Below are 26,206 nucleotides of genomic sequence, written 5' to 3' on the forward strand. Positions count from 1 at the left end.
TATTAACCTCCGGACGTATTATGGGGTGGTGATACCATGCTCGCTGAAAAGCCCTACCTCCTCGGGAGGGAGAAGCCCCTCTCAAAGAGGGAAATAGCCCAAGCCCTTCGCTGGGCCATCGAGGCCGAGCTCGACGCCATAAGCTTCTACGAGCAGCTGGCCGAGCTGATAGAGGATGAGAGGATAAAGCACATATTCTACGACGTCGCCAACGAGGAAAAGGAGCACGTTGGGGAGTTTCTGGCGGCGCTCCTTGAGGTCGATGAGGAGCTCGTGAAGTACATGAAGGAAGGCTTTGAAGAGGTTGAGGAAGAGACCGGCATAAAGGTCGAACTGTGACCTTTTCGTTCCTCTTTTCCCTCGCTTCCTTTCGATTCTCGTGCACTAAGCAGTATGTTAATGCACCTTTTTGCTCAATGAAAAACGTTATTAAGGTTCGATGTTCATATAGTTCTGGTGATGTGCATGGTTGAACCACTTGTTAAGAGGGCCTATGAGACCGAAAAGAAGGCCGCCGCGAGCTACACCGATGGTCTCGGCCTCATAAGGGGACAGGGACTGAGGTACACCAAGGTTGAGGAAGTCGTCGGCAGGATAGCCGTGGACACGATAATACACAAGCACCTGATGAAGGCCATTCTGGAAGCCCAGAAGGAGCTGGAGAAGCTCGCGGGAGAGGGGCCAATAGAGGAGGTCAAGGAGGTTGAACTTGTACCCGAGCAGAAAGCCCTGGTCAAGCGCTTTGCCGAGATGCACCTGGACATCGAGAAGGACATGATAGAGACCTACCAGAAGATGGCGGAGAAGATGACCCACCCCCTGTTTAAGAGCCTCGCCGAGGCCCTTGTCGAGAACGAGAAGGAGCACCACAGGATTCTGGCGGAGCTGATAGCAAAGTACAGGGAATGAGCCGGTGCCCCGGCGGTGTCGTGCTCCTTCTTATCCTCTTTGTGTTGGTCCGTTCAAAATAATAAAAACCAGATTAAGGCCCCACGTGCATCATTCCGCTGTACATCTCCCAGTCGAGGAGGAGCTCGTATTCCGCGCGGAGAGTGTAGTAGTGGCCTTTCTCAATGTCGCTGAGGTAGCGCATGAGCCTTTTCCTATCCTCCGTATCGACTATACCCTCAATCTCCTCGTAGAAATGGGCGGCGATTTCCTCCGCCCTCATGGCCCACCGGATGAGGTCTATGATGTCCTGAACGCCCTTGAGTTCACGGGCAACGGGCTTGAGTTCGGGCCCTATGTGCTCCGCGGGATAGATAACCTCCTTTCCTGGGAACATTGACTCGTACATCTTCCTGAGTAGCGCCTCGTGCTTGCCCTCCTCCCCAGCGAGCCACACTATCTTGTCTTTCAGGGCCTGAATCTCTATCCTCTCGGCGAGGCTCTCATAGAACTTTCTCGCTCCGATTTCGGCCTTTATGGCCATTCCGAGAAGCTCCTCAAGGGAGAAATCCTTAACCTTTTCGAGGGGCAACCCCTCGTCCAGTTCGGGCGGAACCATAAATCATCCCTCCGCAAGCAGCAGTCCAAGTTCATTGTAGATTTTTATCCTATTAAACCCTTCCGCCTTCAGGACGTCCGCTATCTCCCTCAGTATTTTGTTTTGGACGTTTATGGCCAGCATCTGGCAGAAATGACACTCCGGCGTTGACCCGGCCATCAGAAGGAAAACTTCAACCTCGTTCCCTTTCACGGTTAGCCCGTAGAGGAGTCCCTCATCGACTATGCTGAGCCCGGTTTCGGGGTCGTGAACGTTCTCCAGAATCCGGACTACCCTGGAAACCTCGGGGGGCAGGTTCTTTTTGGGCCCTTTTTCGGGCCTCTTTTTTGCCCTGAAAATTTCAAAGAGCCCCAAGGCTCAGGCCCTCTCCGCGCTTATATCCTCGATAGTATACCCCTTCTTGTTCTCAAAAACTCCGACGGGGTTGTTCTTGAGGTCGTAGACGTAGACGTTCTGGAACTTCGCCAGGGCAAAGCGCTCGATTATGTCTCCGATTATCTTCGAGTAGGCTATAGCACTCGCTCCGGTTATGTTGTACTCGGCGTGGCTCTCGAAGTTGAGCCAGACCTTGAGCGTGTCCCCGTTTACCTCAAGCCCCGCAACCACTCCCGAGTCGAGTATGTCTCCCCCCGTGACGGGGTCGGTTATTTTGGCAAGCTCGTCCAGAACCGCTCTGTAGTGCTCCGGCCACTCCCTGTCCGGCATGTAAACCTTCATTTTTCTCACCGTGGTGAGTTTGGGGTGTCCGGTTATAAGCCTTCCTGGGCAGTTATGTGTATTCCGGGGTAGTTTGAGGATAGTTTGAAGTACGTCACCGTGAGAACTCCAACCCAGAGGAGCACCGCGGCAACGTAGGGAAGCACTATTATGGCCTTTATCATCCCATAGGTATCGTCCAGAACGTACCTGGTCCAGGAGAACAGGACGATGAGCCACGAAGAGACCACTATCAAATGTTTTTGAATCCCCGATACAATCATTATGTGGGCGTTCATCAGGAGAAGGAGGGCTAGAAATGGGCCGGCGTATGCCACATCAACGGCAACCGTTGAATAGTTCCCCGCCAGGAAGAGGCTCAAGAGTGTCAGGACGCTCTGAATCATGAGCCTCCCGGTTATCCTCTCGACACCAACGTTGGCGAGCGCATACCCGATCATCGCGGGTCCAATCAGAATGAGGGAGAGCACTGCAGCCGTCATCCCGCCGCTACCGAGAATCCCCCACGTGAATCCCAGAGAAGTCAAAAGTCCCCCCAGCAGCATAACGGTTGGGTACAGGCTTTTTTTACCGCCTCGACCCTTTTCAATCTTGCGCAGAATCATCCAGGCAAGGAAAATGCCGAAGAATATCAGCATCCCGGTGGAGCTCATCACGATTTTATACCACAGTTCGGACATCTTTCTCAGCACCTTAAACAGTTCAAACGGAAGAATTTAGTACGTCACCATAAATAAACCTTCCGGCAGGTTTGCGGCGAATCACTAAAAAAGAGGGGGTTGGGGAAATCACTCAAGCGCGACCTCGTTCTCCCAGAGGCCGTGGATGTTGCAGTAGCTGAGCGCGTAGAGCTTGCCCTTCTTCTGGGTCTTGAAGAAGAAGGCCGCCCTCGGCTCGGTGAGCGGGTCGCTGTGGTTGCTGAACTCGGCCCTGCCGACAAGAACCGGGAAGTTCTCCCCCTCGGGGTGGAAGTAAAGTTCGATCCAGGCAATGTGGTGCTCCGGGGTGTTCGGATGCGGTATCTCTTTACCGACGCTGACATCGACCCTAACGAGGTCGCCGTCCTTTTCGTACTCTATAACGGGGACGTGCTTCTCCCCCTTCCAGTCTCCACTCTTTATGGTTCCGCTTATCATCTCAACCACCTCACTCTATCTTTTCAAACATGTCCTTTGGCGCACCGCAGAGCGGGCAGACCCAGTCCTCGGGAAGGTCTTCGAACTTGGTTCCCGGGGCGATTCCAGTGTCTTCATCGCCCTCATCCTCATCGTAGATGTAGCCGCAGACCATACATTTCCATTTGGCCATAGACATCGCCTCACTCTAGTGTTATTAATTCGCCCTTATAAGGTTTGCGCCTCAAACTTGAGAAATGGAAAAGCGAAAGATTTACTCAAAGACCACGAACTTATCTCTGGGGGCACCGCATACCGGGCAGTACTCAGGGGCTTCATCGACGGCGGTGTAGCCGCACACCGGGCAGATGTAGACCTTCTTTATCTCGATGTCCCTTCCGCTCTCGACCTTTTCCTTGGCCTCGGCATAAAGCTCCGCGTGTATCTTCTCGGCCTCCAGGGCGTAGTGGGTCGTCCTTACCGCGTCCCTCTCGCCCTGGAACTCGGCGGTGTTCTTAAAGACCGGGTACATCTCCTCGACCTCGTAAGTCTCGCCGTCTATACCCGCCTGCAGGTTCTCGGGGGTCTTTCCAAGGTGTCCAAGCGCTATGAAGTGGTTCTTGGCATGGACAAACTCAGCGTGGGCGATAGCCCTGAAGAGCTTGGCTATGTTGGGGTATCCCTCCTTCTCTGCCTGTTCGGCAAAAATCAGGTACCTCATGTGTGCCATGCTTTCGCCGGCAAAGGCATCCTCCAGAAACTTCCGGGTCATTTTTCTTTCCACTGCCATACGATATCACCAACAAACGGTGCTGCACTATCATTTTCGGGTTTGGAGTATATAACGATTTTCCAAACCAAAGGTTTGACGAAATCTGCACTTCAGTCAATAGGCAGTCCCTCTTTGATGGCTTTTTCGAGCCTGAACGCTTTCTTTACATTACCGAGGACAACGGCCCCGACGAGGCTTTCCCCTTCGTAGAAGACCTTCGTATCCTTCCCGAGCCAGCTCCCAGGCCCTTTCGTTTTTCCGATAATCGCCACACCGAAGTCGGCGAACTTGAAGAATGCATACCTGAAGGAGAAGTCGTAGCGGTCGTCAGCACCCCTCAGGAGGTTGGCGAGAACCTTTGCCTGCTCCACGGCGGCCTTTGCTGTTCCCCCAACGACGCCGCCGTGCTCGGCGCAGTCGCCTATCGCGTAGACATTCCGCGCGGAGGTTCTGAAGCGGTCGTCTATGAGTATTCCCCTGCCGGTGTGGATGCCGCTTCTCACGGCCAGCTCTTTGTTCGGCACTATCCCGAAGGCGCAGACCTTCAGCCCGCCCTTGATGTAACCTTTATCGGTTTTTAGACCCTCCTCGTCAGCCCCCAGAGCGTTCGTTTCCAGATGGAACTCAACGCCCGCTCCTTCGAGCCTCTCCATTATAATTTCGCTCAGCTCTCCATCGAGGCCGAGCAGGGCCCTCCCTCTGTGAACCACCCTCACGGTGTGGCCGGCTTTGGCAAGGTTTCCAGCGAGTTCGAGCGCTATGAAGCCCCCACCGAGAATAGTTATCTCGCCCTCCTTTTCAAGGCGCTCTTTTATCAGCTTTGCATCGTTGAGGGTTCTAAGCGTTAGGATGTGCTCCTTCCCTTTTATAGAGGGTTCTCTAGCCCTCGCTCCGGTCGCTATGACGAGGACGTCGTAGGGTATCTCGCCCTTGTCCGTCACGAGAGCATTCCGGGGTCTATCGACCAGCTTTGCCTCCGTCCCGAGGAGCAGGTTTATTCCTCTCTCCTCGTACCACTCCCTGGAATATGGGAAGAGCTTCTCCTCGGGAATGAAGCCCGCTATGTAGTGGCTCAGCATGGGCTTGGAGTAGTGGGGCAGGTTTTCCTTTTCCACGAGTGTTACATCAAACTCCCCGGCCAGGCGCTTGGCCAGCTCAACCCCACCCGGCCCGTTCCCAACGATAACGACCCTCACGGTTCAGACCTCACGGCCTAGTGTGTGGGGTAAGGTAAAGCTCCAGCTGGTTCACCACGTAGTCAACGGGGGCGTTGATATATTCTGACTCTCCATGGGTAATCTCCTCAAGATACTCCACGTGACTTTTTATTGCGGCATAGTGCGCCTTCTCTTGGGCTGCCAGAAACTTGAATATGCCTCTCTGTTCGGGGAACATCTCGGCGAGGTGCGAATAGATTCTTTCGGCGTTTCTCTCATTTTCCAGGGCTATCCTTGTAGCCTCTATGAGATTCCCAACGGTGTCTATCTTCACGGTCGTTTCCGCGAGGGGTATGTCCTGTGGGATGGGATAGTCTGTGTTCCCAAAGAGGCCCTCGTACAACTTGAGGAGTATCCTCTTGTGGCTTTCTTCCGCCTTGGCTAGATCTCTAAAGAATTCGCCGAGTAGAGATCCGCTCTTTGAAGCCAAGTGTCCGTAAAGTTCCCTCGCATCGTCTTCTGAGGCGAGGGCATACCCCAGTATCTCCTTGGGGGAGAGCTGGGCAAGTTTGTCAAGAACATCTTCCATCTGCATCACCTTTTTCATGTTCCACATTGAAGTATTTAAACCTGTATGGGTGAAAAAAGAAAAGCCCATCACGAGATCCACGCCACGAGTTTCCTCACGCCCTCCCTTAGACGCTCCTCGTCCTCCGGCCTCGGCATGCCGCGGCTCTCGACGGTGTCCACGTGGTCGAACTTGCTGCGCGTTATGAGGGTCTCTATCTTCTTGCCGGCAACTCCCGCCCAGCCGAAGGCTCCGACGATGAGAACGGGCTTCTCGTAGTTGGCCTTGTCCACTATCTCGTAGAGGGCATACCTTATGCGCGGGTGTATCTCGGCCTCGTAGGTCGAGGCGCCGATGATTATCGCCTCGCTGTCCGGGACTTCACCCAGTATGTCGCTCACCGCAGGGGCTTCCTTGTCCGTGAACCGGTAAACAACTGGGTTCAGTCCGTTCTTCCTCAGCTCGTCGAGGACTATGCCCATCCTCCGCTCAACGAAGCCGTACATGGAGTCGTAGATGACGAGAACCTTACCCTTCGTGACCTCCCCAGCCCCGACTGCCTCGTAGTGCTCGAATATCCTGGCCGGGTTCTTCCTCCATATTAGGCCGTGCCCGGGGAGTATCATCCTCGCCTCTTCGACTATTCCGAGGCTCTTGAGCTTCTTGATGTTCTGGACAATGTACTTGTGGTAGTGGCCTATGACGGTCACTATGTACTTGGTCACGTGGGGGAGGTACCTCTGAACGACCTCCTCGTCGCTGTCGTCTATGGCCGGCGGGATTGAGTAGCCGCCGCCGGCGTCGCAGCTGAATATGAGCCTGTCCTCAACCACGTAGGTTATCATCGTGTCCGGCCAGTGGAGCCAGGGAACGGTTATGAAGCGGAACGTCTTGCCCCCTATGCTCATCTCCTCGCCGTCCTTTATGGTGTAAAAGTTCTCGACCACCTTCTCGCCGTAGAAGCCCTCCAGGAAGCGCTTGGCGAAGCTCGTGCCTATGAGTTTGGCTTTGTAGCCGTTGGCCTCAAGGAAGGCCGGAAGGGCCCCGGTGTGGTCCGGCTCGGTGTGGTGGATTACGACGTGGGTTATCTCCTTTGGGTCGATCAGCTTTCCGAGGGCCTCCATGAAGAGGTCGGTGTATTCGGTTTTGCTCAGGTCGAAGAGAACCGTTGCGCCGTCGAGCTTCATCAGGTAAGCGTTGTAGGTTATCCCCTCGGGGATGTCCCATGTGGCCTCAAAGTATCTTATCCTGTCATCGTCGACCCGGATTATGTACAGCTCCGGGTCATCCAGAATACGCTCAACTTTGACCTCGGGCATTTCTATCACCGAACCTATTTGGTGCGGAAGCATAAAAAGCCTTTCTTAACCAAAAAGTTAAGGACAGAATTGGGTAGAGTTAAAATTCCGAAAGGGAACTCACCCTCCATCCAAAAGCTTGAATATCTCCTCCAGGTCGGGCACCTCCCTTATCGGATAGACCTTGAAAAAGAGAACCTTTCCGTCTTCGTCTATGAGGACGTTTGCCCTCTCTGAAAAGCCCTCCTTTTCGCGGAACAGGCCGTAGAGCTTCGCAACCTCCCCATGCGGCCAGAAATCGCTCAGAATCCTGAGCTTCTTAAGGCCGATATGCTCGGCCCAGGCCTTCTTGCTCGGCACTGGATCGACGCTTATCCCGACGGGGACGACGTTCAGGCTCTCAAAGCGTTCATGGTTTTCCTCAAGCGCCTTCATCTGCTTCTCACATATCCCCGTCCAGGCAAGCGGGTGGAAGGACAGCAGGACCTTCTTTCCCCTGAAATCGCTCAGTCTGAAATCCTCTCCGCTCTGGTCCTTCAGAACGAAATCCGGAGCATATTCTCCAATCTCCATAAGGACACACCTCCAGTGTTCTCAAATTGGAAAAATGAAAGGTTCCTCAGAGCCTCTTACTCTCGAAGAACTTCTCAACGAGGTCAAGCTTCGGCTCGCGCTTCCACAGGGGCCTCTTGTCGGTTCTGTATGCCGGAACGCTCTCCTCAAATGTCGGCCTCTCGTTGACGTAGAAGACCCCCAGCGGGAGCGGGTCGGTTTCGATGGCCCGCTTGAATGCCGCCTCCCTGTCGAAGGGGCCATCATCCATCCAGTAGGTGTGCTCCCTGTACCAGGCGTAGGTGTTCACCTTGTTGAAGCTGACGCACGGGTGGAGGACGTCGACTATGGCCAGGCCCCTGTGCCGGATTGCCTTCTTGATTATCTCGACGCTCTCCCTGAAGTAGCCCATGAAGGTTCTGGCCACAAAAGAGGCGTTCATGGCTACCGCCAGCGCGACGGGGTTGAAGGGCTCCTCAAAGACTCCCCACGGCTGGGTTGGGGTTTTCATTCCAACCATCGTCGTCGGTGACGCCTGGCCCTTCGTGAGGCCGTATATCTGGTTGTCGTGGATGAGAACCGTTATGTCCGGGTTCCTCCTTATCGCGTGGAGAAGGTGGTTGCCGCCTTCAGCGTACATGTCGCCGTCTCCGCCCTCGGCTATAACCGTCAGTTCCGGGTTTGCCGCCTTAACGCCCGTCGCTATGGGTATCGCCCTGCCGTGGAGCGTGTGGTAGCCGTTGGCGTTGATGTAGTGGGGCATCTTCGCGGCCTGGCCTATACCGCTGATTATCGCCACCTCGCTTGGCCTCAGTCCAAGTTCGGCCAGAGCTGAGATGAGTATGTTCCTTATGCCGAAGTTGCCGCAGCCAGGGCACCAGGCGACGTCCTCGCTTCCCGGCCTTCTGGCCTCAAAGGCCTCCCTGCCGGTGGGCAGATTCATTCTATCACCCCCTTCAGGGCATCAAAAACCTCTTCCACCGAAAACGGCCTCCCATCGTACTTCAGAACCCTGTGGTGGACCTCAACGTCCAGCTCCTTTCTCAGAAGGTCGGCGAACTGGCCGGGGATGTTGTTCTCGACGACGATTATCGTTTTGCCCTCGAAGAACCGCTTCGTCTCCGGGTTGAGCGGGTAGACCCAGCTGAAGTGGAGCAGGGCCACGTCATCTCTCCCGAGTTTCTCTATGGCCTCCTCAACGACATGGAGTGTTGAGCCCCACGAAACCACGAGGTATCTCGCTTTTTCACTTCCGAAGAGCCTCGGCAGGGGCGCGTTCTTTCTTATCGTTTCGAGCTTTAGTTTGGCCCTTTTCTCCTGCATCTTTCTCGTAAGCCCGGCGTCTTCCGTTATGTCCCCCCACTCGTCGTGTTCGTTGCCATTCGCTATGACAACCTCCTCGCCGTAGCCCGGAACCGCTCTGGGTGATATCCCATCTTCCGTAAGCTCGTATCTCATATAGCCGGGCTTTGCCTCGACGATGTGCCTCTCGAACCTCACCTTCCCCAGCTCGGGCTTCGGCAGGTTGTAGTAGGTGTCCACGAAGTACTGATCCGTCAGGATTATCACCGGAACCTGATATCTATCCGCTAGGTTGAAGGCCTCGGCGCTGAGGTAGAACACCTCCTCCATACTGCCGGGCGCGAGGATTATCCTCGGAAAGTCGCCGTGGCCGGCGTAGAGGACGAGGTTTAGGTCGCCCTGCATCGTTCTCGTCGGCAGGCCCGTTGCAGGGCCGGGCCTCTGGGCGAGGTGTATCACGATCGGGTTCTCCGCCATTCCGGCAAGGCTTAAAGCCTCGCTCATCAAAGCGAAGCCCCCTCCTGAAGTGCTCACCATCGCCCTCGCTCCCGCGAACCACGCTCCGAGAGCCATGTTTATCGCCGAAATCTCGTCCTCGACCTGCTCGACGATTATCCCGAACTCTTCGGCGTGCTGTGCCGCGAAGGTCGAAACGCCCGTTGAGGGACTCATCGGGTAGAAGCTGAGGAAGTTCATGCCTCCGGCTAAGGTACCTATTCCTACCGCTTCGGTCCCGCTGAGGAGGATTTCCTCCCTGACTTTCTCGTCCCTCTCAATCTCGACCCTTATCGTCCCTTCCTCGCAGAGCTTAACGCCCAGCTCGTAGCCTTTCCTCGCCGCCTCGATGTTCTTGTTCACGACGTTCTCGCCCTTGCTCCCGAAGCGCTTCCTTATGTACTCCTCGATGGCGTTAAAGTCGCCGTGGAAGAGGCCGACTATCAGGCCGGCGGCGGTTGTGTTGAGGTAGAGCTGGCTCCCCGTTTCGAGGGCAAGCTTCGTGAGGGGCACCTCGACGAGGTTCACCCTGTTGAGAAAGCTCTCCTCGACGTTCTCCCTCTCACCGAGGACGACGGTAGTGTCTGAAATCCTGTCCTCCACCCAGCTCAGAACGCCCTGCTTGAAGGGGACGAGGATATCTATCCTCCTCACGAAGGCCCTGACGCGCCTTGAAGAAACGCGTATCTCGGTGGTGTTTATCCCGCCCCTCACGCGGGACATGTACTCCTTGTTGGCATAGACGTGATAGCCCGAGCGCTTCAGCGCGTACGTCAGAATTCCTTCAACGGTCTGAATTCCCTGCCCGGCCGCTCCGCCGAGAACTATGGAAACCTCACCACGGAACTCAGACATGGGACATCACTCCCACAGGCCTTCTGCCGGGAGTCTGTGTCTCCATCAGCCTCATCAGAAGTTCGAGCACAAAACGAAAACCCTTTCGGATAGATTTTGGGACATTTTTGCCCATTTATAATCACCGATAGGTATTAGTGTGCAAAGCTATATAAAGGTTTCCGCCCAACTTTGGTTGGAGATGCGGAATGCCAAGTAGGAACTTCGAATCCCAAGCTGCAATCTTTGCAGGTGGCTGTTTCTGGTGCATGGAGGAGGCCTTCGAGAGACTGCCCGGGGTGGGTGAGGCAATAACAGGTTACACCGGCGGCTGGGTCGAGAACCCGACCTACGAGCTGGTCTCGACTGGAGAGACCGGCCACCGTGAGGCTGTCAAGGTCATCTACGACCCTTCAAAGATTTCCTACGAGAGGCTTTTAGATGTCTTCTGGAAAAACATAGACCCGACCGACCCGTACGGCCAGTTCGCAGATAGGGGCGAGCAGTACAGGACGGCGATTTTCTACCTAAATGATGAGCAGAAAGCCCTTGCTGAGGAGTCCAGGAGGAGGCTTGAGCTTTCGGGAATCTTCGAGGAACCGATAGCGACGGAGATACTGCCGGCCGGGGAGTTCTATCCTGCGGAGGACTACCATCAAGGCTACTACCTCAGCTTTTCTGAACATTACAGGCGCTACAAGACATACTCCGGGAGGCTCGGCTTCATAAAAGCCGTCTGGGAGGAGAACCGGCACTTCCGCCTGTTCCCAGAGAGGGAGCGCTACTGGCTCGGCTGGAGAAAGCCGGCCGATTCAGAGCTTAGGAAACTGCTGACGCCCCTCCAGTACGCGGTCACACAGCTCGGGGCAACCGAACCGCCCTTCCGGAACGAGTACTGGGAGAGCCACGAGGAGGGCATTTACGTCGATATAGTGTCCGGTGAGCCGCTCTTCAGCTCCCTCGACAAGTTCGACTCAGGAACGGGATGGCCGAGCTTCACCAAGCCCCTTGAGGAGTGGGCGATAGTTGAAGCCGAGGAATGCGAGGGCTTCCTCTGCGGGAGGGAGGTTAGAAGCCGCTTCGCGGGCTCTCACCTCGGCCACGTCTTTGAGGAGACAACGGCAACTGGAAAGCGGTACTGCATAAACTCGGCCTCGCTGAGGTTCATACCCGGGGAAGAACTGAGGAGGCACGGCTACATAGCCTACGAGGGACTTTTCAAATAAAAAAGAGGGGGCTCAGAGCTCCTCAATGACTCCCCTGACGACCTCAAGGGGCTCCTTGATGATCTCCAGCACGTCGTCGGCGGTGTTTATGGCGACGTAGGTCTCGCCGTCCTTCCGGTAGAAGAGCACCGGGCACGGGGCGAAGGAGCCTATCTCGTAGTCCTCCTTGGTCATCTCGTAGAATATCTTGGGGTTGCAGACCCAGAGAATTCTGTAAGGCTCCATATCGACGCCGACCTTGGACTTGACGACATCGCTCGGGGTAAACTCAAGAACAACCTTGTAGCCCTTCTCCTCCAGCTTCGCCTTAAACTTCTCCTCGGCCTCCTTGAGGCCCAGGCTGAGTTTCCTCCTGTACCTGTACATCAAACCACCTCCTCAGAGCTGTGAGAGCGATTCAAAGAGGGAACTCCAGAGTTTGAGCGGTGTGAGCTCGGTCAGCATCATCAGGCCGAGCAGGACTAGAATCACTCCGAGGGCTTGCTCCCACCTTGCCTTGCCCTTTCCGCTCAGGGAGAGCCTTCCGGAGAGGAACTTCCTGTTAACCCACTCGCCGAGGTCTTTCGATGCCGTCAGCAGGTAAACTGTGAGGCCCATTCCGAGGCCATAAGTCCCCATGACGATGACCCCGCTCAGCGTATCTCCGCTCAGAGCAGCTGTTATCACCGCGAAGCCGACGTAGGGAGCAATGCACCCCAGCCATGTTGCACCCAACGCCGAACCGAGGGCGAAGTCGTAGGCTATGCCCCTCTTTGAGGCTACCCTGTCCGTGGCCGAGAAGCTCAGCAGCCTTTCCATCCTCGTGCTTACCCTCTCGCTCACGAAGCTCGCACCGATGACCACGAAGCCGACCCCGCCGATGAGGTAGAGCGCCCCCTGTATCTGGGAGGCGTAGCCGCCGAGGCTGCCGACGAGGGCACCGAGAAGGGCAAAGGAAGCCACCATTCCGGCTATTATCGCCTCAACCTTCCTCCTGGCGAAGGTCAGGGAGAGGGTTCCGACTATGACCGGCAACACACAGGGCGAGAAGACGCTGACGATCCCGGCGGAGAATATCGGCAGGAGAACGGCCAGGCTGAGGTTGCTCCTCCCGCTGGGGGACTCTGAAACGTCCTGAGTAGAGGACTTTTGTTCACCGGGCTGGGTGGCGGTTTGGGGTTCCTCCGTGGCCTTTTCCAGGAAGTATGCCAGCCCATCGGGGTTCAGAGCCCCTACGGCCACTCCCTTCAGAACCATAGTTCCGTTAACGGCCTTGAAAACGACCATGGTTGGCGTTCCCGGGACGCCGACGCTTATCTCTTCTCCAGGACTCTTTGGATTGTAGTAGCCGGCGTTCTCCGGCTGTATGACGAGGACGGGGTCGTAGACCCTGTACCTGAGCGTCGTTATCGAGCGGCCTTTGTAAACGTCCACTGAAACGAGCACGAACCCGTTGAGTGCCTTTTCGGCGGCGGCCGTTGGGAAGACGCTCGTTTTCATGTAGTTGCATGCCGGACAGCTCTCGGAGTGGTAGAAGACGAAGAAGTACCTCCCCTCGTTCGAGGAGACCAGTTCCTGGAGTTCCTTATCGGTCGTGACGTCATGAAAAGACAGGTTCCCGTATTTGACGGTTCCCGCGCTGACCAGCGGTATGAGTAGCGATAGAATCACGAGCATCAAAAGCGCCCTGCGCACTCCTTTCACCTGAAAAAAGATTAATAGGGTGGTTAAAAAGTCTTTTTTTGAAGCTTTTTTCATCAAAACGTCATCGGAACGTAGCCTTCTTCAATTAGCTCGGCGATGATTGAGCCGACGTACTCGACTCTGGTGTGCCTTCCGAGCATGTCCACGAAGCCTTTCTCCTCCGCTATTCTCCGGCATGCCGTCGGAAGCTTCCCCAGCTCCCTGAGCCTCTCTATCCACGGGATGAAGCGCTCATCGCCCCTTGCAATCGCATCCTCGATGGGGCCGAAGAGTATCACCTCAACGTCCTCCGCCCATCCGTTCTTTATCGCGTTGACCGCCCACATGAAGCCCGGTATTGCCCTCCCGTCCGCGCTTGATATTATCACCAGCGCCTTCATCCATCCACCTCCGTCGTGCCGAGGTGAGCCCTGAGTTCCTCCATGTCCGAGGCTGAGATCTCAAGCTCTCCAGCGATGATGTTTATCCTTCCGCAGTCGTACTTGGCGCAGAGTCCTATGCAGCCCTCGACGCTTACCTCGTAACCGGCTTTCCTGAGGACGTCAACGACCTCGTCAAGCCTTTCACCGGCACAGAATTTGCACACCTTCGCTTCCATATATCCCACCGAGACTTTCTACTCTGGCCGCTTTATGGCGTTTATTTTTTGCACCTTGGAAAATTAAATGGAAGAACAGTTGACAGTGTGGAATCATTTCCAGGGTTCGCCAAAGCGGTTGAAGCTTACCTTCCCCCACTCGAAAACCTCGTCCCCGTGGGGAGGCTTTTTCTCCGCGGGGTAGCCGACCCCTATGATGCAGAGGACGCGGTAGTTCGACGGTATTCCGAGCAGTTCCCTCACGTAGTCCTCGGCGGTTCTCCTTTCATCGTGCATCCTGTTTCTTATCTGCACCCAGAAGGAGCTCAGCCCGAGATCGAACGCGGCCAGCTGGATGTGCTCGGCCGCTATGCTCGCGTCCTCCACCCAGACGTCGCTCCGGCTCCCTTCAGCGGTCACGACTATCGCCAGAGGAGCCGTTGCCAGACCTGAGGCGCCGAGCTTTGCCTTTGAGAGTGCCAGGAGCTTTTCCATATCATCCACCACGATGAAGTGCCAGGGCCTCCTGTTGAAGGAACTCGGTGAGAGAAATGCCGCCTCAAGGAGTCTCTCCACGAGTTTGCGGGGAACCGGCCTCTCCTGGAAGCGCCTCACGCTCCTCCTCTTCCTGAGGACTTCGAAGAACTCCATGCCACCACCGGGAAGGATTTCTTGAAACCGTTTAATACCTTTCCCACGGTGGTGTTTCCCAGAACTGTCCAGAACTTTTGGTTTTCAAAAGCCTTTTTTGAGGGCTTTAAAACTTCTCAATGGTGAGAGTATGGTAGGGGTGAAGATGGACTTTTCGAGGCACTTCCCAATCATAGGAATAGAGGGACAGAGAAAGCTGAGCGAGAGCACCGTGGCTGTGGTCGGGGCCGGCGCGCTGGGGAGCTGGGAGGTTTACTTCCTGCACAAGCTCGGCGTTGGAAGAATAATCGTTATCGACAGGGACTTTGTGGACGAGAGCGACCTTCCCAGGACGATATACACCAAGGAAGACGTCGGAAAGCCTAAGGTCGAGGTTCTGAAGGAGCGGTTTGGAGTCATCGGGCACTTCGAGGACCTCAACCCCGGGACGGTGAGCCTTCTCGACGAGGCGGACCTCATAATCGACGGAACGGACAACATCTACACGAGGCAGGTTGTGAACGACTACGCGATAAAGACCGGAAAGCCCTGGATTTACGTGGGTGTTCTGGCAACCTACGGCAACATAATGCCGATAATCCCCGGCAAAACCGCCTGCTTCCGCTGCCTGATGCCCAGGCTCCCGGAGAGACCCCTGCCGACCTGTGCGATAGCGGGAATAATGAGCTACGTTCCGAGCTTCGCGGCATCTCTGGCCGTTGCCCTGGCGGCAAAGATTCTGCTCGGCGAAGAAGTCGAGAATGAGCTGTTCTTTTTCGACCTCAAGAGCATGGACTTCGAGAAGGTCAAGATACCGAGGAGGGAAGACTGTCCCGCCTGTGTGAGGAAGGAACTCACGTTTCTCGAAAAGCGGATAAAGGTCGAGCGCATGTGCGACGGCTCGATACAGGTGACCCCGCCCATGCCCATGAGCATAAACCTCGACGAGTTCGTGGAGAGGCTTGAGAAGCTTGGCATCGAGTACCTGAAGACGAGCCAGTTCATCCAGTTCGAGGACGACTACGCCGAGATACTGGTGTTCAAGACGGGCAGGATGGTAATCCGCGGTGCCGAAGACGAGAAGGAAGCCAAGAACTTCTTCGCCCGCTATCTGGGTGGTTGAAGTGATAATCGTGCGCTACGGCGAGGTCGGCATCAAGGGCGGCAAAAGGAGGGAGTTCGAGAGGAAGCTCAGGGACAACGTACTCGCCGCGCTGAGGAGGAAGGGGATAAAGGGGAGGGCGAAGATAATCAGGGGGCGGATACTGGTCGATGCCCCGGACGAGGCGGCCCAAATAATCGCCAAAGTGCCAGGTGTGGTTTCGGTCTCCCCCGCGAGGGAAATGGACTACGAGGATATTCCGGCATACCTGAAGGACGTCCTGAAGGGGCTGAATCCAAAAAGCTTCAAGGTCGAAACCCAGAGGCTCGATAAAACCTTTCTCAAGACATCGATGGAGATAAACCGCGAGATCGGAGCCTTTATCGTCGAGAACTTCGGCTGGAAGGTGGACCTCAAGAACCCCGAGCTCGTCGTTGGAATAGAGATAATAGCCGGGAAGGCCTACGTATTCCTCGAAAAGCTCAGGGGCGTTGGAGGTCTGCCCGTTGGCACCCAGGGAAAGGTCGTCGTTCTGCTGAGCGGGGGCATAGACTCTCCCGTTGCCGCTTTCCTCATGCTCAAGAGGGGGGCAGAGGTCATTGCGGTGCACTTTGACCAGGGGCTGAACGCGAGAAACGTCGTCGAGAGGGTCGTTGACATACTGGAGGACTACTCCCCCGAGCCGATAGAGCTGATAGTGGAGAACCACTTTGAGATTTTGAAGCCCTACGTGAGTGCCCTCATCAAGGCTAGAAAGCAGGAGTGGACGTGCGTGGTCTGCAAAGTGGCGATGCTGAGAAGGGCCGCTGAGATAGCGAGGGAGAAGGGTGCGCTCGGGATAGTGACCGGCGACAGCCTCGGACAGGTGGCCTCGCAAACCCTCTCGAACCTGTATTTCGAGACGATGAGCGTGCGCTTCCCGGTTCACAGGCCCCTCCTCGGCATAGACAAGGAGGAGATAGTGGCGATAGCGAGAAGGATAGGTACCTACGAGGCGTTCCTTGAGTATCCCTACTGCGACTGCCCGTTCCGGCCGGAGAGGGTCGTCACGAGCGGGAAGCTTGAGGAGTTTCAGCGCGTGCTTGAGGTGCTGGAGCGGGAAGGGGTGGTATGAGGAAAGCTTTTAAAGTAACCGGGTGTAACTATATCTGGAGGTGGTTGAGATGCTGAGCGAAAAGATGCTCGAAGCCCTCAACGAGCAGCTGAACAGGGAGCTTTACTCGGCCTACCTGTACTTCTCGATGGCAGCCTATTTTGAGGACATGAACCTTGAGGGCTTCGCCAACTGGATGAAGGCCCAAGCCGAGGAGGAGCTTGGCCATGCCCTGAGGTTCTACAACTACATCTACGACAGGAACGGCAGGGTCGAGCTGAAGGAGGTCCAGAAGCCTCCGAAGGAGTGGGAGTCACCGCTCGCTGCCTTTGAGGCCGCCTACGAGCACGAGCAGTTCATAAGCAAGTGCATAAACGAGCTTGCCGCACTGGCGGAGGAGGAGAAGGACTACTCCACGAGGGCATTCCTTGAGTGGTTCATAAACGAGCAGGTCGAGGAGGAGGCGAACGTCAAAAAGATAGTCGATAAGCTCAAGTTCGCGAAGGACAGCCCGCAGGTTCTCTTCATGCTCGATCAGGAGCTCGGCCAGAGGGCGCCGAAGCTTCCGGGGCTTCTCCTTCAGGCGGGAGGCTGATTTTCTTCCTCTCTCGTTCTACTTTTGCCCCTTTGATTACCCATATTTGTGGAGAAAGGTTTTAAAAGTGTGCTTTTCTACCCAAACACGGGTAAAGAGAAACGGTGATGCTCATGCTGAAAGTGGAAAATCTCCATGTTAAGGTTGCGGGTAGGGAAATTCTGAAGGGGGCGGATTTTGAACTTAAAGGGGGCGAGCTTCACGTCGTCATGGGACCAAACGGAAGCGGAAAATCCACGCTGGCTTTAACAATAGCCGGACACCCGAGGTACAGCGTTACCGAGGGAAGGATACTCTTCGACGGCGAAGACATCACGGGGGCAAAGCCCGAAGAGAGGGCCAGGAAGGGCATCTTCCTCAGCTTCCAGCATCCGGTTGAGGTCGAGGGCGTCAAGGTTATCAACTTCCTCCAGAGGACGCTGAAGAACCTGCGGGGGATAGACGAGGTTGAAGCCTACGACAGGATTTTCCAGGCGGTGGAGGAGCTGGGCCTCGACAGTTCAATGCTCTCCAGGGAGCTCAACGTCGGCTTCTCCGGCGGCGAGAGGAAGAAGCTGGAGATGCTTCAGGCTTACCTCGTGAAGCCCAAGCTACTCATTCTGGACGAACCGGACAGCGGTGTGGACGTTGATTCCCTCAAGGTCATCGCAGGAGTTATAGCCAAGCTACACAGCGAGGGGACGGCGATACTTCTCATCACCCACTACGGAAGAATACTGGAGTACCTGAACCCGCAGAGGGTGCACGTGCTGAAGGACGGAAAGCTGGCCGTTTCCGGCGGAATGGAGCTTGTAAAGCTCATAGAGGAGAAGGGCTTCGCGGCGGTGGAGGACAATGGGGCAGCAGTCAAGGCTTGAAGAGATACTCAAGGCGGGCTCCCTTGAGGAAATCCTCGGTACCGCCGTCCCGTACCCCAAGGAGATAGAGCTCAAGGGGGAACTCACAAGGGACATGGTCGAGGAGCTTTCAAGGATAAAGAACGAGCCGGATTGGATGCTCAGGCACCGCCTTAAGGCCCTTGAGCTGTTCCGGAAACTGCCGATGCCCAAGTGGGTGGTGGGAATAGAGGAGCTAGACCTTGAGAGCCTCACCCTGTATTCCAAGCCTGAGATAGGCAATGAAGTTAAAGACTGGGACGACCTGCCCGAGAACATCAGGAGAACCTTCGAGCGCCTGAACATCCCGGAGATAGAGAAGAAGTTTCTCTCTGGCCTGACGGCAGTCTTCGACAGCGAGAGCGTCTACTCCAACCTCAAGGCCGAGTTCGAGAAGATGGGAATCATAATGCTTCCCATGGAGGAGGCGGTTCAGAAGTACCCCGACCTTGTGAAGAAGTACTTCGGCAGGGTCTTTCCGGCGGGAGAGCACAAGTTTTCCGCCTTACACCACGCCCTCTGGAGCGGTGGGGTCTTCGTTTACGTGCCGAAGGGCGTCAGAATCCCCTTCCCGGTCGAGGCGTTCTTCGTCATAGGCTCGGCCCTGGAGGGACAGTTCGAGCACACGCTTCTTGTCGCCGACGAGGGAAGCTACATCCACTTCATAGAGGGCTGCAGCGCGCCGATGTACAAGGGCTTTTCCTTCCACGACGGTATGGTCGAGATATACGCCCACAAAAACGCCACCGTTAAGTTCACCACCATACAGAACTGGAGCAGGAACGTCATCAACTTCAACAACAAGCGCGCCATCATAGAGGAGAACGCCTACGTCGAGTGGATAGAGGGCAGCATCGGCAGTCAGATAACCTACACCTACCCGTCGAGCGTCCTGAAGGGTGAGGGAGCGAGGACGGCACAGTACGTAGTCTCGCTGAGCAACGGCCCCTTCATGAAGGACACCGGGGCAAAAACCTGGCATCTGGCCCCAAACACCAGCTCGAAGATAGTCTCCAAGAGCATAAGCGCCAACGGTGGAATAAACATCTACCGCGGGCTGGTGAGGATTCTTAAAGGTGCGAGGAACTCTACAGCCACCGTTTCCTGTGACTCGCTCATCCTCGACGAGGAGAGCAAGGCCTACACATACCCGCACAACCAGAGCGACGAGCCGAGCGCGAGCATAATCCACGAGGCGACGACCGGAAAGCTCGGCGAGGACAAGCTCTTCTACATGAACCAGAGGGGCATAAGCGAGGAGGAGGCGAAGAGCCTCATAGTCCTTGGATTCATCAGCGAAATCCTCGAAGGCCTGCCATTCGAGTACGTGGAGGTTCTCAAGAAGGTCATAGAGCTTGAGTTCAGCGAGGTTGGGGGTGTTGGCTGATGGTGCTACCTTCAATCACCCGCGAGGCCCTTGAGAGGCTCACCTACCAGAAATACGGCGACAGCCCAACGATTAAGAGCTACACCAAGTGGAAGCTCTTCGAGGAAAACTCCCCGCTCAGGCTTCCAACCGAGGCGGAAGCCAAGGACGTTCCGATAAAGGGGCACGTCGTTTTATCGGGAAGCGGGGCGGACTTCAACCTTCCTGCCAACGTCCAGCTGAGCGAAGGGACCCTGGGTCTCTCCCAGCCGGAGGAATCGAGAATCCTGGGCTTCCACTTCTACGCCCTCAGGAAAGCGTACAGGCTGAGGATTACCGGGGATCTGGCGGAGCCCCTCGTTATAGTCTCCCACCTCTCCGCCAAGGCCTTTATCAGCCACCACATCAGCATCGAGGCCGAGAACGTTAAGGCCCCGATAATAATCTACGACATGGCCGAGGAAGGGACTAAGTCCCTCGTGGTCGAGCTTAAAGCCAAGAACTCCGAGCTTGAGGTTCTGACCGTTGGGAGGCACTCCTCGCTGTCCCACTACCTCCTCAGGGCGAGCCTCGGGGAAGGCACCAGGGTCAGGGCCTTCACGGTCATAAGCGCCGGGGAGATGAGCCACCACCGTGAAGACTACTCCCTTGAAGGGGCAAAAAGCGAGCTGATACTCAGGGGCATGCCGATAGCCATCGGTAAATCCGTGGACTACCTCACCAACGTCCTCCAGTACGGAGAAAAAACGGTGAGCGAGACGAGGGTTCACGGGTTCTCCTACGAGAACGGCTGGACGGTTCACAGGGGGGTTGCCAAGGTCTTTGAGAGCGCCAGGAACTCATCGAGCGGCGTCGCCTCCCAGATAACCATAATGGACGAGGGTTCACTCGGCGTCAGCGTGCCGATGCTTGAGGTCGATACGGGAGAAATCGAGTCGGCCTTCCACTCCTCGGCGGTGAGGCAGTTCGACGAGGATGCCCTCTTCTACCTCCGGTCGAGGGGCCTCGACAGTGACGAGGCGATGAGCCTCTTCGTCCACGGCATTGGGGAAGCTCTCAGCAGTCACCTCGAAAGGCTCCGCGGCAAGGCCAGGGGAAACGTCGGGGAGCTCATAGAGGGGCTACTCTGACCATTTAACGCTTTCATTTTTCATCCCAGGATTGTTTAACACTGCCGTTTTCTATTCGGGATAAAGAACTGAGATGGACTGCAGCGAACATGAGCTACAATCATCACTCGTCTGTGGGAATCGGTATGGAGCTTCCCATCTCCAGCTCTGCCTTAAAGAGGTGCCTTGTTCTGTTGGCAATCCATACAAGGCTCAGCATTATGGGTACCTCTTCGAGGACTCCAACAACGGTGGCCAGCGCTGCACCGCTCTCAAGACCGAAGAGGGCTATCGCAACGGCCACCGCCAGCTCGAAAAAGTTGCTTGCCCCTATAAACGATGCCGGAGCGGCCACTTTGTGGGGGAGTTTCCAGAACCATGACCACCCGTAGGCAATGGCGAAGATGAGGTAGGTCTGGATCGTCAGCGGGACTGCTATAAGGGCTATGTGGATGGGGTTCTCAAGGATTATACTGCCCTGGAAGGAGAATAAAAGTATCAGCGTCAGCAGGAGGCCCAGTATTGAGACGGTACCGAGCTTGGGAAGGAAATTACTCTCAAACCACTCAGGACCTTTTGTTCTAAGAATGTGCTTTCTTGATATGTAACCTGCGGTAAGGGGCACGACCACAAAGAGCACCACCGAGAGGATGAGCGTATCGTAGGGTACGGGGACCCTGTTCAGGCCCATGAGAAAGCCCACTATTGGAGCGAACGCAAAGAGAATTATAATGTCGTTCGTTGCCACCTGTACGAGCGTGTAAAGAGGGTCTCCGTCCGCGAGGTAGCTCCACACAAAGACCATTGCTGTGCATGGGGCTGCCCCGAGAAGGATTGCCCCGGCAATGTATTCCTTCGCCAGGGCAGGCTCGATAAGACCGAATTTCGATGAGAACAGCATTCCGATAAAGAACGAGCTTATAAGGAACATACTGAATGGCTTTATCAACCAGTTGGTCGTCCAGGTAACGATGAGTCCTTTAAGCATCTGTCCCTTATGCACCTTTCTTACCGCCGAGAAGTCCACCTTGACCATCATTGGATATATCATAGCCCATATCAGAATGGCTATCGGTATGTTGACGTTGGCGATTGTGAACTTTGAAAGGGTCTCTGGAAGGCTGGGGAGGAACTTTCCAATGGCTATGCCAAGCAATATGCACAAAATGACCCACAGGGAAAGGTATTTTTCGAAGAATTTCAGCCCCTGTTTACTTCCCATTGCTCTCCCCGTGTGGTATGAAGAATTATTCATATAAAAGGGTTTCCCAAAACTCTATGCGGGAATCCTCCCTTGCCGTTCCGAGAATTATCTTGATCTTCATCCTATCACCATAATTGGTTTGCTTTTAAGATATCTAAATTTGTTCTTCAGAATTGAATATCTTCGATTTTTGAACTTCTCATTTTGTTAAAGCAACCTTTTTAAATTAGGGATGCCTAATAGAAGACGGTGATGCAGAAATGGTGAAGGTTGGAGAAATCGTTCCGGACTTTGAGGCCGATGCGTACCTTCCGGAGAAGGACGACATCGGAAAGGTCAAGCTTTCGGACTACAGGGGCAAGTGGGTTGTTCTTGCCTTTTACCCGGCTGATTTCACCTTCGTCTGCCCGACGGAGCTTGAAGAGCTGGCCGACTATTACGAGGAGTTCAAGAAAGAAGGGGCTGAAATCCTCAGCGTTTCCACCGATACCGCCTACGTCCACAAGGCCTGGCACGACACTTCTCCCGCGATCAAGAAGATAAAGTACCCGATGCTCGCCGACCCTGCTGGAAAGATATGCCGCCTTTTTGGCACCTACATCGAGGACGAGGGCGTTTCATGGAGGGCGACCTTCATAATAGACCCTGACGGAAAGGTCGTCCACATGGAGATGCACGACCTCAGCATAGGAAGGAGCGCGAAGGAGATCCTCAGGAGGCTCAAGGCTTCCAAGTACGTCCGCGAGCACCCCGGTCAGGTCTGCCCGGCCAGCTGGGAGCCAGGTAAGGAGGCCCTTGAGGTCAGCCTCGACCTGGTAGGAAAGATATGATGGGTCTTTCCATTCTGTAAATTTTTCTCCCCTATTTTTGCCAAGATGGAGTCAAGCTTTCGCCCCTTTTCACAGATTTGGGAAATTCGGCAGGTTTTCATATCGGGAGATGCTCCCTTCGAACCCTGTTGGTTTGACACGTGGCATATTCCATTGGGGATATAGCATGCCTCCGTCCCTTTTACGAAACTTCGATTTGGCAAAAATAAAACCCATAAGCTGCCTGAGGAATTTTAGACTGACCTAAAAAATTGGAGGTGAACCCATGAGCGTTGGTGCTTTCCTCATAACCTTCAGGGAGGCCCTTGAGGCGGCCATAATAGTGGCGATAATAATAGCATACCTGAGAAGAACCAACCGGGCGAACCAGATAAAGGACGTCTGGATAGGCACCGCCCTGTCGGTTGGCGTCAGCGTCCTCCTTGGAATCGGCATACTGAAGTTCTACGGGGGCTTGGCCGAGAAGGAGCTCTTCGAGGGAATAGCCTCGTATCTGGCCGTGATAGTCCTGACGACCATGATATACTGGATGGCAACCAAGGGAAGGAACATCAGGGCGGAGATAGAGAGCAAGGTGAGCAGATCAATAGCCCCTCTAGCGTTAATAGGCTTCACCTTCATCGTGGCCTTCAGGGAGGGGCTTGAGACGGTTCTCTTCCTCACGCCCTTCATGACCCAGAACCTAACTGAAACGCTCCTAGGCCTCGTCGCTGGATTGGCGGGAGCGCTCGTGCTGGCCTACCTGATATACGGGGTTGGAATGCGCATAGACCTGAGGAGGTTCTTTTACTACAGCTCCATCCTGCTGGTGTTTGTGGCGGCCGGCCTTGCGGGCTACGGCACGCACGAGCTGATAGAATGGGCTGAGGAGGAGGGCTATTCCCTCGGAGTGCTCGCGGTTACCGCCTACGACCTCGGGATTCCGAGCGAGAGCATCTGGCACCACAAGGGCGCCATAGGCTCGGTCTTTGCCGTCATCTTCGGATACTCCGTGAGCATGGAGTGGGGCAGGGTATTGGTGCAGTTTGGATACCTCATAACGGCCCTCTACCTCGTGCTCAGGGCATACGGTAAGGAACCGGTGCTGAACCGCGAGAAAAAGGCCGCGGAGAGCCTCTCTTAATTACCCATTTTTGACCCGCAATGAATAAAAAGGGTGAAACAAACCTCAATCGAGGTGAGAAACGTGGAGGATGAGTTCTACTACGTCAGGCGCTTTGAGGAAGATCTGGACTTCGTATGGGAGCGCTTTAAGAAAAGGCTTGAGGAGGCGGGCTTTCTGCTCATCGGTGAGCGCATTCCGGTGGCTATAACCGAGACTGAGGAGGGAATAATAGCGGACTACCACCTTCTCTTCATCTGCCACAGCGAGCTCGTTGAGGAGCTGGTCAAGATAGACCCCAACATCGGGGCACTGCTTCCGTGCACCGGCTTCGGCTACCGCACGGAGGACGGAAACTACCTCGGTGTTACCCTGCCGAGCGTTGCCTGGAAGATCGCCGGCGAGAGGGTCGTCGAGCTGATGCGCCCAATGGAGGAACAGGTGAAGGAGATCATTGATTCGTTATAGTTTTCAATGATTGAACTTCAGTCCCCATCTTCTTTCCACATTGCCAAGAATAAGCCCCATAAGCTTTTCTTCTAAGCCCCTATTGGTGATGCGAATGACCGAAGTCGTGTTGAAGATACCGAACATGAGCTGCAAGCACTGCGTTATGAGGATAACCAAGGCTATAGAGAGCGTTGGTGCGAAGGGTGAAGTCAGCCTTGAGGAAAAGAAGGCCGTCGTCCAGTTCGACCCTGGAAGGGTCCGCCTGGAGGAGATAATCAGGGCCATAGAAAGGTACGGCTACGAAGTGGAGGCGCCGTGAGAATTATTAAAGACCGGCCTGGATGGGTATTCAAACGATTACCGCTTCTTTTATTCATCTCGTATTTGAGTGGTGGTGGAGTCCCTAAAAGGTTATACGGCCTTTTTTCCACACAGTAAATAGGCATGTGTTCATTAAGGAGGTCTCGCCATGTCCCCTGTGCCGCCACCGATAATGAGAAGACCAGACCGCTGGAGAGAACTCACTCCGGAACTTGCCGAGAGGGCGGTAGAGACAGTGAAAAACGCCCTTCCCTTCTTCACGGCTGGAACGCCGATCGTCCATCACACACCACACGGCATTCACGTTGATGTCCCCGTGATGTACCTGAGCTTTGCCGTGGACAGGGTTCACTACAACCCTGAGACGAAAACCCCCGCTCCAAAGGGCCTGCCGCCGGAGTCCGAGGCGGTCGAAGTCAACCTGGAGGAGGTTAGGGAGCGGGTTCAGGCACTCCTGGGAGAACTCAGCGTTCTCAGCGGGGCCGAGTTCCATGCAGAGGATTTCTGGGTCGTACCGGTGGCGTGGAAAAGCTTTATAATCCTGCACGTCCGCGTCTCGGCTGATGGCAAGGAGATCGTTCCGGATTACGGCCTTACAGAGGAGGTTAGGAGACACGGTAGCTGAGAGGCTGAAGGGCTTCGCAAGGCGTGAATGGTTCCTCACGGCACTCCTGGTGCTTTACCTAGCCCTGATTCTCAACGACCGTTCCCTACCACGCAGAACCCCCGACCTGGTTGACTGGGGAAGCCTCGCCCTGATAACGTCGCTCATACTCGTCTCAAAGGGCCTTGAGCTGTCGGGAATCTTCACCCGTCTTTCCATCAGACTCATATCTCTCTCCGGCGGCTCCGAGCGGAAACTGATGCTCCTACTCATACCCACCATCGCCTTCTCCTCCGCGGTGATAATGAACGACACTGCGATGCTCGTCTTCATCCCGCTGGTCATCATCACCTCCCGGCTCGCCGGGATAAACACCGCCCGTGCCGTTACGCTTTCAGCCATAGCGGCGAACGTCGGCTCGGCGCTGACGCCGATCGGCAACCCTCAGAACATCATAATCTGGAACACCTACGGGCCCTCCTTCGTGGAGTTCACGGGGGCGATGCTCCCCTTTGTCGTCCTCTGGCTCGTTATCCTCCTGCTCTTCACGGCCACCATCGGCGACCGGAGGCCCTCGGTTGAGAAGCTGCCGCCCATTGCGATTAGGAAGAGACTGCTCCTCGCTTCACTCTCACTGCTGATAGCCGATGTCGCCTTGGCGGAAATCGGGAAGTCGCTCTGGACGCTTCCCCTAACACTGGCAGTTCTTCTCGCCCTCGGAAGGGAAGCTCTGCTGGGCTTTGACTGGGCGCTGGTTCTAACTTTCGCCTTCATCTTCGCCGATTTTGGCGAGGTTGCACGTTTGATCTCAGGGCATTCAGTCCCCTCGGAGGGACTGACGCTGTTCCTTGCCTCAGCCGGATTGAGTCAGCTCATCAGCAACGTTCCGGCAACGGTGGTCTTCCTCTCATCCGGAAGGCCGGAGTGGCTCCCCCTTGCCCTCGGTGTGAACCTTGGGGGCACCGGGATAATAACCGGCTCCCTCGCGAACCTCATAGCCCTCCGCATCTCCGGAATTGGCATGAGGGACTTCCACAGGTTTTCCATTCCTTACTTTTTGGTGGCATTGGGGATTTCGATTCTGGTACTTCTAATCTGATTTTTCGACCGGTTTCGAAATGG

General features: G+C 55.3%; 34 protein-coding genes. 15 read left to right on the forward strand and 19 right to left on the reverse strand.

Annotated features, from left to right (window positions below; all coding sequences use genetic code 11):
* Window positions 1-36: 36 nt before the first annotated feature.
* Together E3E51_RS05195 and E3E51_RS05200 are read left to right on the forward strand one after the other, a co-directional pair.
* The gene (locus E3E51_RS05195) at window positions 37-339 is read left to right on the forward strand and encodes a ferritin family protein (RefSeq protein WP_013466634.1); all 303 of its coding nucleotides are present in this window, start codon (window positions 37-39) and stop codon (window positions 337-339) included.
* A 120-nt stretch (window positions 340-459) separates the two neighbouring features.
* The gene (locus tag E3E51_RS05200; RefSeq protein ID WP_240924265.1) at window positions 460-909 is read left to right on the forward strand and encodes a ferritin family protein; all 450 of its coding nucleotides are present in this window, start codon (window positions 460-462) and stop codon (window positions 907-909) included.
* A gap of 73 nt (window positions 910-982) precedes the next feature.
* Here the strand turns inward: E3E51_RS05200 and E3E51_RS05205 are convergent, their stop codons facing one another.
* The 13 genes from E3E51_RS05205 to E3E51_RS05265 all read right to left on the reverse strand — a co-directional run bounded on the left by E3E51_RS05205 (window position 983) and on the right by E3E51_RS05265 (window position 10,338).
* The gene (locus tag E3E51_RS05205; RefSeq protein WP_167912025.1) at window positions 983-1,507 is read right to left on the reverse strand and encodes a ferritin family protein; all 525 of its coding nucleotides are present in this window, start codon (window positions 1,505-1,507) and stop codon (window positions 983-985) included.
* A 3-nt stretch (window positions 1,508-1,510) separates the two neighbouring features.
* Complete coding sequence (locus tag E3E51_RS05210; RefSeq protein ID WP_167912026.1) at window positions 1,511-1,861, reverse strand: iron-sulfur cluster assembly protein; 351 nt, start codon at window positions 1,859-1,861, stop codon at window positions 1,511-1,513.
* 3 nt (window positions 1,862-1,864) lie between these two features.
* Entirely contained in the window at window positions 1,865-2,224 is a 360-nt protein-coding gene (locus E3E51_RS05215) for an iron-sulfur cluster assembly protein (RefSeq protein WP_167912167.1), read from the reverse strand.
* Between the two features lie 32 nt (window positions 2,225-2,256).
* Window positions 2,257-2,904: a hypothetical protein gene (locus tag E3E51_RS05220; RefSeq protein ID WP_167912027.1), complete on the reverse strand. Its 648-nt coding sequence runs from the start codon at window positions 2,902-2,904 to the stop codon at window positions 2,257-2,259.
* A gap of 108 nt (window positions 2,905-3,012) precedes the next feature.
* Entirely contained in the window at window positions 3,013-3,360 is a 348-nt protein-coding gene (locus E3E51_RS05225; RefSeq protein ID WP_167912028.1) for a desulfoferrodoxin family protein, read from the reverse strand.
* Window positions 3,361-3,370: 10 nt separating this feature from the next.
* The gene (gene rd / locus E3E51_RS05230; protein WP_167912168.1) at window positions 3,371-3,532 is read right to left on the reverse strand and encodes a rubredoxin; all 162 of its coding nucleotides are present in this window, start codon (window positions 3,530-3,532) and stop codon (window positions 3,371-3,373) included.
* Window positions 3,533-3,613: 81 nt separating this feature from the next.
* The gene (locus tag E3E51_RS05235) at window positions 3,614-4,129 is read right to left on the reverse strand and encodes a rubrerythrin family protein (RefSeq protein WP_167912029.1); all 516 of its coding nucleotides are present in this window, start codon (window positions 4,127-4,129) and stop codon (window positions 3,614-3,616) included.
* Window positions 4,130-4,221: 92 nt separating this feature from the next.
* Entirely contained in the window at window positions 4,222-5,307 is a 1,086-nt protein-coding gene (locus tag E3E51_RS05240; RefSeq protein ID WP_167912030.1) for an FAD-dependent oxidoreductase, read from the reverse strand.
* Window positions 5,308-5,317: 10 nt separating this feature from the next.
* Entirely contained in the window at window positions 5,318-5,863 is a 546-nt protein-coding gene (locus tag E3E51_RS05245; RefSeq protein ID WP_167912169.1) for a ferritin family protein, read from the reverse strand.
* A gap of 62 nt (window positions 5,864-5,925) precedes the next feature.
* Complete coding sequence (locus E3E51_RS05250) at window positions 5,926-7,155, reverse strand: FprA family A-type flavoprotein (protein WP_167912170.1); 1,230 nt, start codon at window positions 7,153-7,155, stop codon at window positions 5,926-5,928.
* Between the two features lie 99 nt (window positions 7,156-7,254).
* Window positions 7,255-7,707 (reverse strand): peroxiredoxin, encoded by a 453-nt coding sequence (locus E3E51_RS05255; RefSeq protein WP_167912031.1) that lies wholly within the window; start codon window positions 7,705-7,707, stop codon window positions 7,255-7,257.
* Window positions 7,708-7,753: 46 nt separating this feature from the next.
* Window positions 7,754-8,629, reverse strand: coding sequence for a thiamine pyrophosphate-dependent enzyme (locus tag E3E51_RS05260; RefSeq protein WP_167912032.1), 876 nt, complete (start codon window positions 8,627-8,629; stop codon window positions 7,754-7,756).
* Window positions 8,626-10,338: a 2-oxoacid:acceptor oxidoreductase subunit alpha gene (locus E3E51_RS05265; protein ID WP_167912033.1), complete on the reverse strand. Its 1,713-nt coding sequence runs from the start codon at window positions 10,336-10,338 to the stop codon at window positions 8,626-8,628. Before E3E51_RS05265 ends, E3E51_RS05260 begins: the two co-directional genes overlap by 4 nt.
* Window positions 10,339-10,526: 188 nt before the next feature.
* Between E3E51_RS05265 and msrA the strand changes: the two genes are divergently transcribed.
* On the forward strand, window positions 10,527-11,543 hold the full coding sequence (msrA, locus tag E3E51_RS05270; protein ID WP_167912034.1) for a peptide-methionine (S)-S-oxide reductase MsrA: 1,017 nt from the start codon (window positions 10,527-10,529) through the stop codon (window positions 11,541-11,543).
* A gap of 12 nt (window positions 11,544-11,555) precedes the next feature.
* Here the strand turns inward: msrA and E3E51_RS05275 are convergent, their stop codons facing one another.
* The 5 genes from E3E51_RS05275 to E3E51_RS05295 form a co-directional block, all read right to left on the reverse strand.
* The gene (locus tag E3E51_RS05275; RefSeq protein ID WP_167912035.1) at window positions 11,556-11,909 is read right to left on the reverse strand and encodes a DUF302 domain-containing protein; all 354 of its coding nucleotides are present in this window, start codon (window positions 11,907-11,909) and stop codon (window positions 11,556-11,558) included.
* A gap of 12 nt (window positions 11,910-11,921) precedes the next feature.
* Window positions 11,922-13,226 carry a cytochrome c biogenesis protein gene (locus E3E51_RS05280; RefSeq protein ID WP_346765943.1) on the reverse strand — a complete coding sequence of 435 codons (1,305 nt, stop codon included), beginning with the start codon at window positions 13,224-13,226 and terminating at the stop codon, window positions 11,922-11,924.
* Between the two features lie 53 nt (window positions 13,227-13,279).
* The gene (locus tag E3E51_RS05285) at window positions 13,280-13,606 is read right to left on the reverse strand and encodes a hypothetical protein (protein WP_167912036.1); all 327 of its coding nucleotides are present in this window, start codon (window positions 13,604-13,606) and stop codon (window positions 13,280-13,282) included.
* On the reverse strand, window positions 13,603-13,824 hold the full coding sequence (locus E3E51_RS05290) for a hypothetical protein (RefSeq protein ID WP_167912037.1): 222 nt from the start codon (window positions 13,822-13,824) through the stop codon (window positions 13,603-13,605). Before E3E51_RS05290 ends, E3E51_RS05285 begins: the two co-directional genes overlap by 4 nt.
* 93 nt (window positions 13,825-13,917) lie before the next feature.
* Window positions 13,918-14,454, reverse strand: coding sequence for a nitroreductase family protein (locus E3E51_RS05295; RefSeq protein ID WP_167912038.1), 537 nt, complete (start codon window positions 14,452-14,454; stop codon window positions 13,918-13,920).
* A 130-nt stretch (window positions 14,455-14,584) separates the two neighbouring features.
* Between E3E51_RS05295 and E3E51_RS05300 the strand changes: the two genes are divergently transcribed.
* The 6 genes from E3E51_RS05300 (at window position 14,585) to E3E51_RS05325 (ending at window position 20,594) form a co-directional block, all read left to right on the forward strand.
* Window positions 14,585-15,556, forward strand: a complete 972-nt coding sequence (locus E3E51_RS05300) for a ThiF family adenylyltransferase (RefSeq protein WP_240924254.1) — start codon at window positions 14,585-14,587, stop codon at window positions 15,554-15,556.
* Window position 15,557: 1 nt separating this feature from the next.
* Window positions 15,558-16,649, forward strand: coding sequence for a tRNA uracil 4-sulfurtransferase ThiI (gene thiI / locus E3E51_RS05305; RefSeq protein WP_167912039.1), 1,092 nt, complete (start codon window positions 15,558-15,560; stop codon window positions 16,647-16,649).
* Between the two features lie 49 nt (window positions 16,650-16,698).
* Window positions 16,699-17,223, forward strand: coding sequence for a ferritin (locus tag E3E51_RS05310; RefSeq protein ID WP_167912173.1), 525 nt, complete (start codon window positions 16,699-16,701; stop codon window positions 17,221-17,223).
* Between the two features lie 113 nt (window positions 17,224-17,336).
* Window positions 17,337-18,080 carry a Fe-S cluster assembly ATPase SufC gene (gene sufC, locus E3E51_RS05315; RefSeq protein ID WP_167912174.1) on the forward strand — a complete coding sequence of 248 codons (744 nt, stop codon included), beginning with the start codon at window positions 17,337-17,339 and terminating at the stop codon, window positions 18,078-18,080.
* The gene (gene sufB, locus E3E51_RS05320) at window positions 18,058-19,485 is read left to right on the forward strand and encodes a Fe-S cluster assembly protein SufB (RefSeq protein WP_167912040.1); all 1,428 of its coding nucleotides are present in this window, start codon (window positions 18,058-18,060) and stop codon (window positions 19,483-19,485) included. The genes sufC and sufB overlap by 23 nt, the downstream gene beginning before the upstream one ends.
* Window positions 19,485-20,594, forward strand: coding sequence for a SufD family Fe-S cluster assembly protein (locus E3E51_RS05325; protein WP_167912041.1), 1,110 nt, complete (start codon window positions 19,485-19,487; stop codon window positions 20,592-20,594). Before sufB ends, E3E51_RS05325 begins: the two co-directional genes overlap by 1 nt.
* Before the next feature lie 103 nt (window positions 20,595-20,697).
* On the opposite strand, the gene arsB is transcribed toward E3E51_RS05325, so the two are convergent.
* Window positions 20,698-21,795 (reverse strand): ACR3 family arsenite efflux transporter, encoded by a 1,098-nt coding sequence (arsB, locus tag E3E51_RS05330; RefSeq protein ID WP_167912042.1) that lies wholly within the window; start codon window positions 21,793-21,795, stop codon window positions 20,698-20,700.
* A gap of 242 nt (window positions 21,796-22,037) precedes the next feature.
* Here arsB and E3E51_RS05335 point away from each other — a divergent pair, with 242 nt between their 5' ends.
* From E3E51_RS05335 to E3E51_RS05360, 6 genes are all read left to right on the forward strand, one after another.
* Complete coding sequence (locus E3E51_RS05335) at window positions 22,038-22,607, forward strand: peroxiredoxin (RefSeq protein ID WP_167890876.1); 570 nt, start codon at window positions 22,038-22,040, stop codon at window positions 22,605-22,607.
* Between the two features lie 265 nt (window positions 22,608-22,872).
* Window positions 22,873-23,730 (forward strand): FTR1 family protein, encoded by an 858-nt coding sequence (locus E3E51_RS05340; RefSeq protein ID WP_167912043.1) that lies wholly within the window; start codon window positions 22,873-22,875, stop codon window positions 23,728-23,730.
* A 54-nt stretch (window positions 23,731-23,784) separates the two neighbouring features.
* Window positions 23,785-24,177 (forward strand): DUF302 domain-containing protein, encoded by a 393-nt coding sequence (locus E3E51_RS05345; protein ID WP_346765944.1) that lies wholly within the window; start codon window positions 23,785-23,787, stop codon window positions 24,175-24,177.
* 94 nt (window positions 24,178-24,271) lie between these two features.
* Window positions 24,272-24,478 (forward strand): heavy-metal-associated domain-containing protein, encoded by a 207-nt coding sequence (locus E3E51_RS05350; protein ID WP_167912176.1) that lies wholly within the window; start codon window positions 24,272-24,274, stop codon window positions 24,476-24,478.
* A 150-nt stretch (window positions 24,479-24,628) separates the two neighbouring features.
* Window positions 24,629-25,105, forward strand: coding sequence for a hypothetical protein (locus E3E51_RS05355; protein ID WP_167912044.1), 477 nt, complete (start codon window positions 24,629-24,631; stop codon window positions 25,103-25,105).
* Window positions 25,044-26,183 (forward strand): SLC13 family permease, encoded by a 1,140-nt coding sequence (locus E3E51_RS05360; RefSeq protein ID WP_167912045.1) that lies wholly within the window; start codon window positions 25,044-25,046, stop codon window positions 26,181-26,183. The genes E3E51_RS05355 and E3E51_RS05360 overlap by 62 nt, the downstream gene beginning before the upstream one ends.
* The last annotated feature ends 23 nt before the right edge of the window (window positions 26,184-26,206 follow it).

The sequence above is a fragment of the Thermococcus sp. 21S7 genome, assembly GCF_012027615.1.
Lineage (GTDB): Archaea > Methanobacteriota_B > Thermococci > Thermococcales > Thermococcaceae > Thermococcus.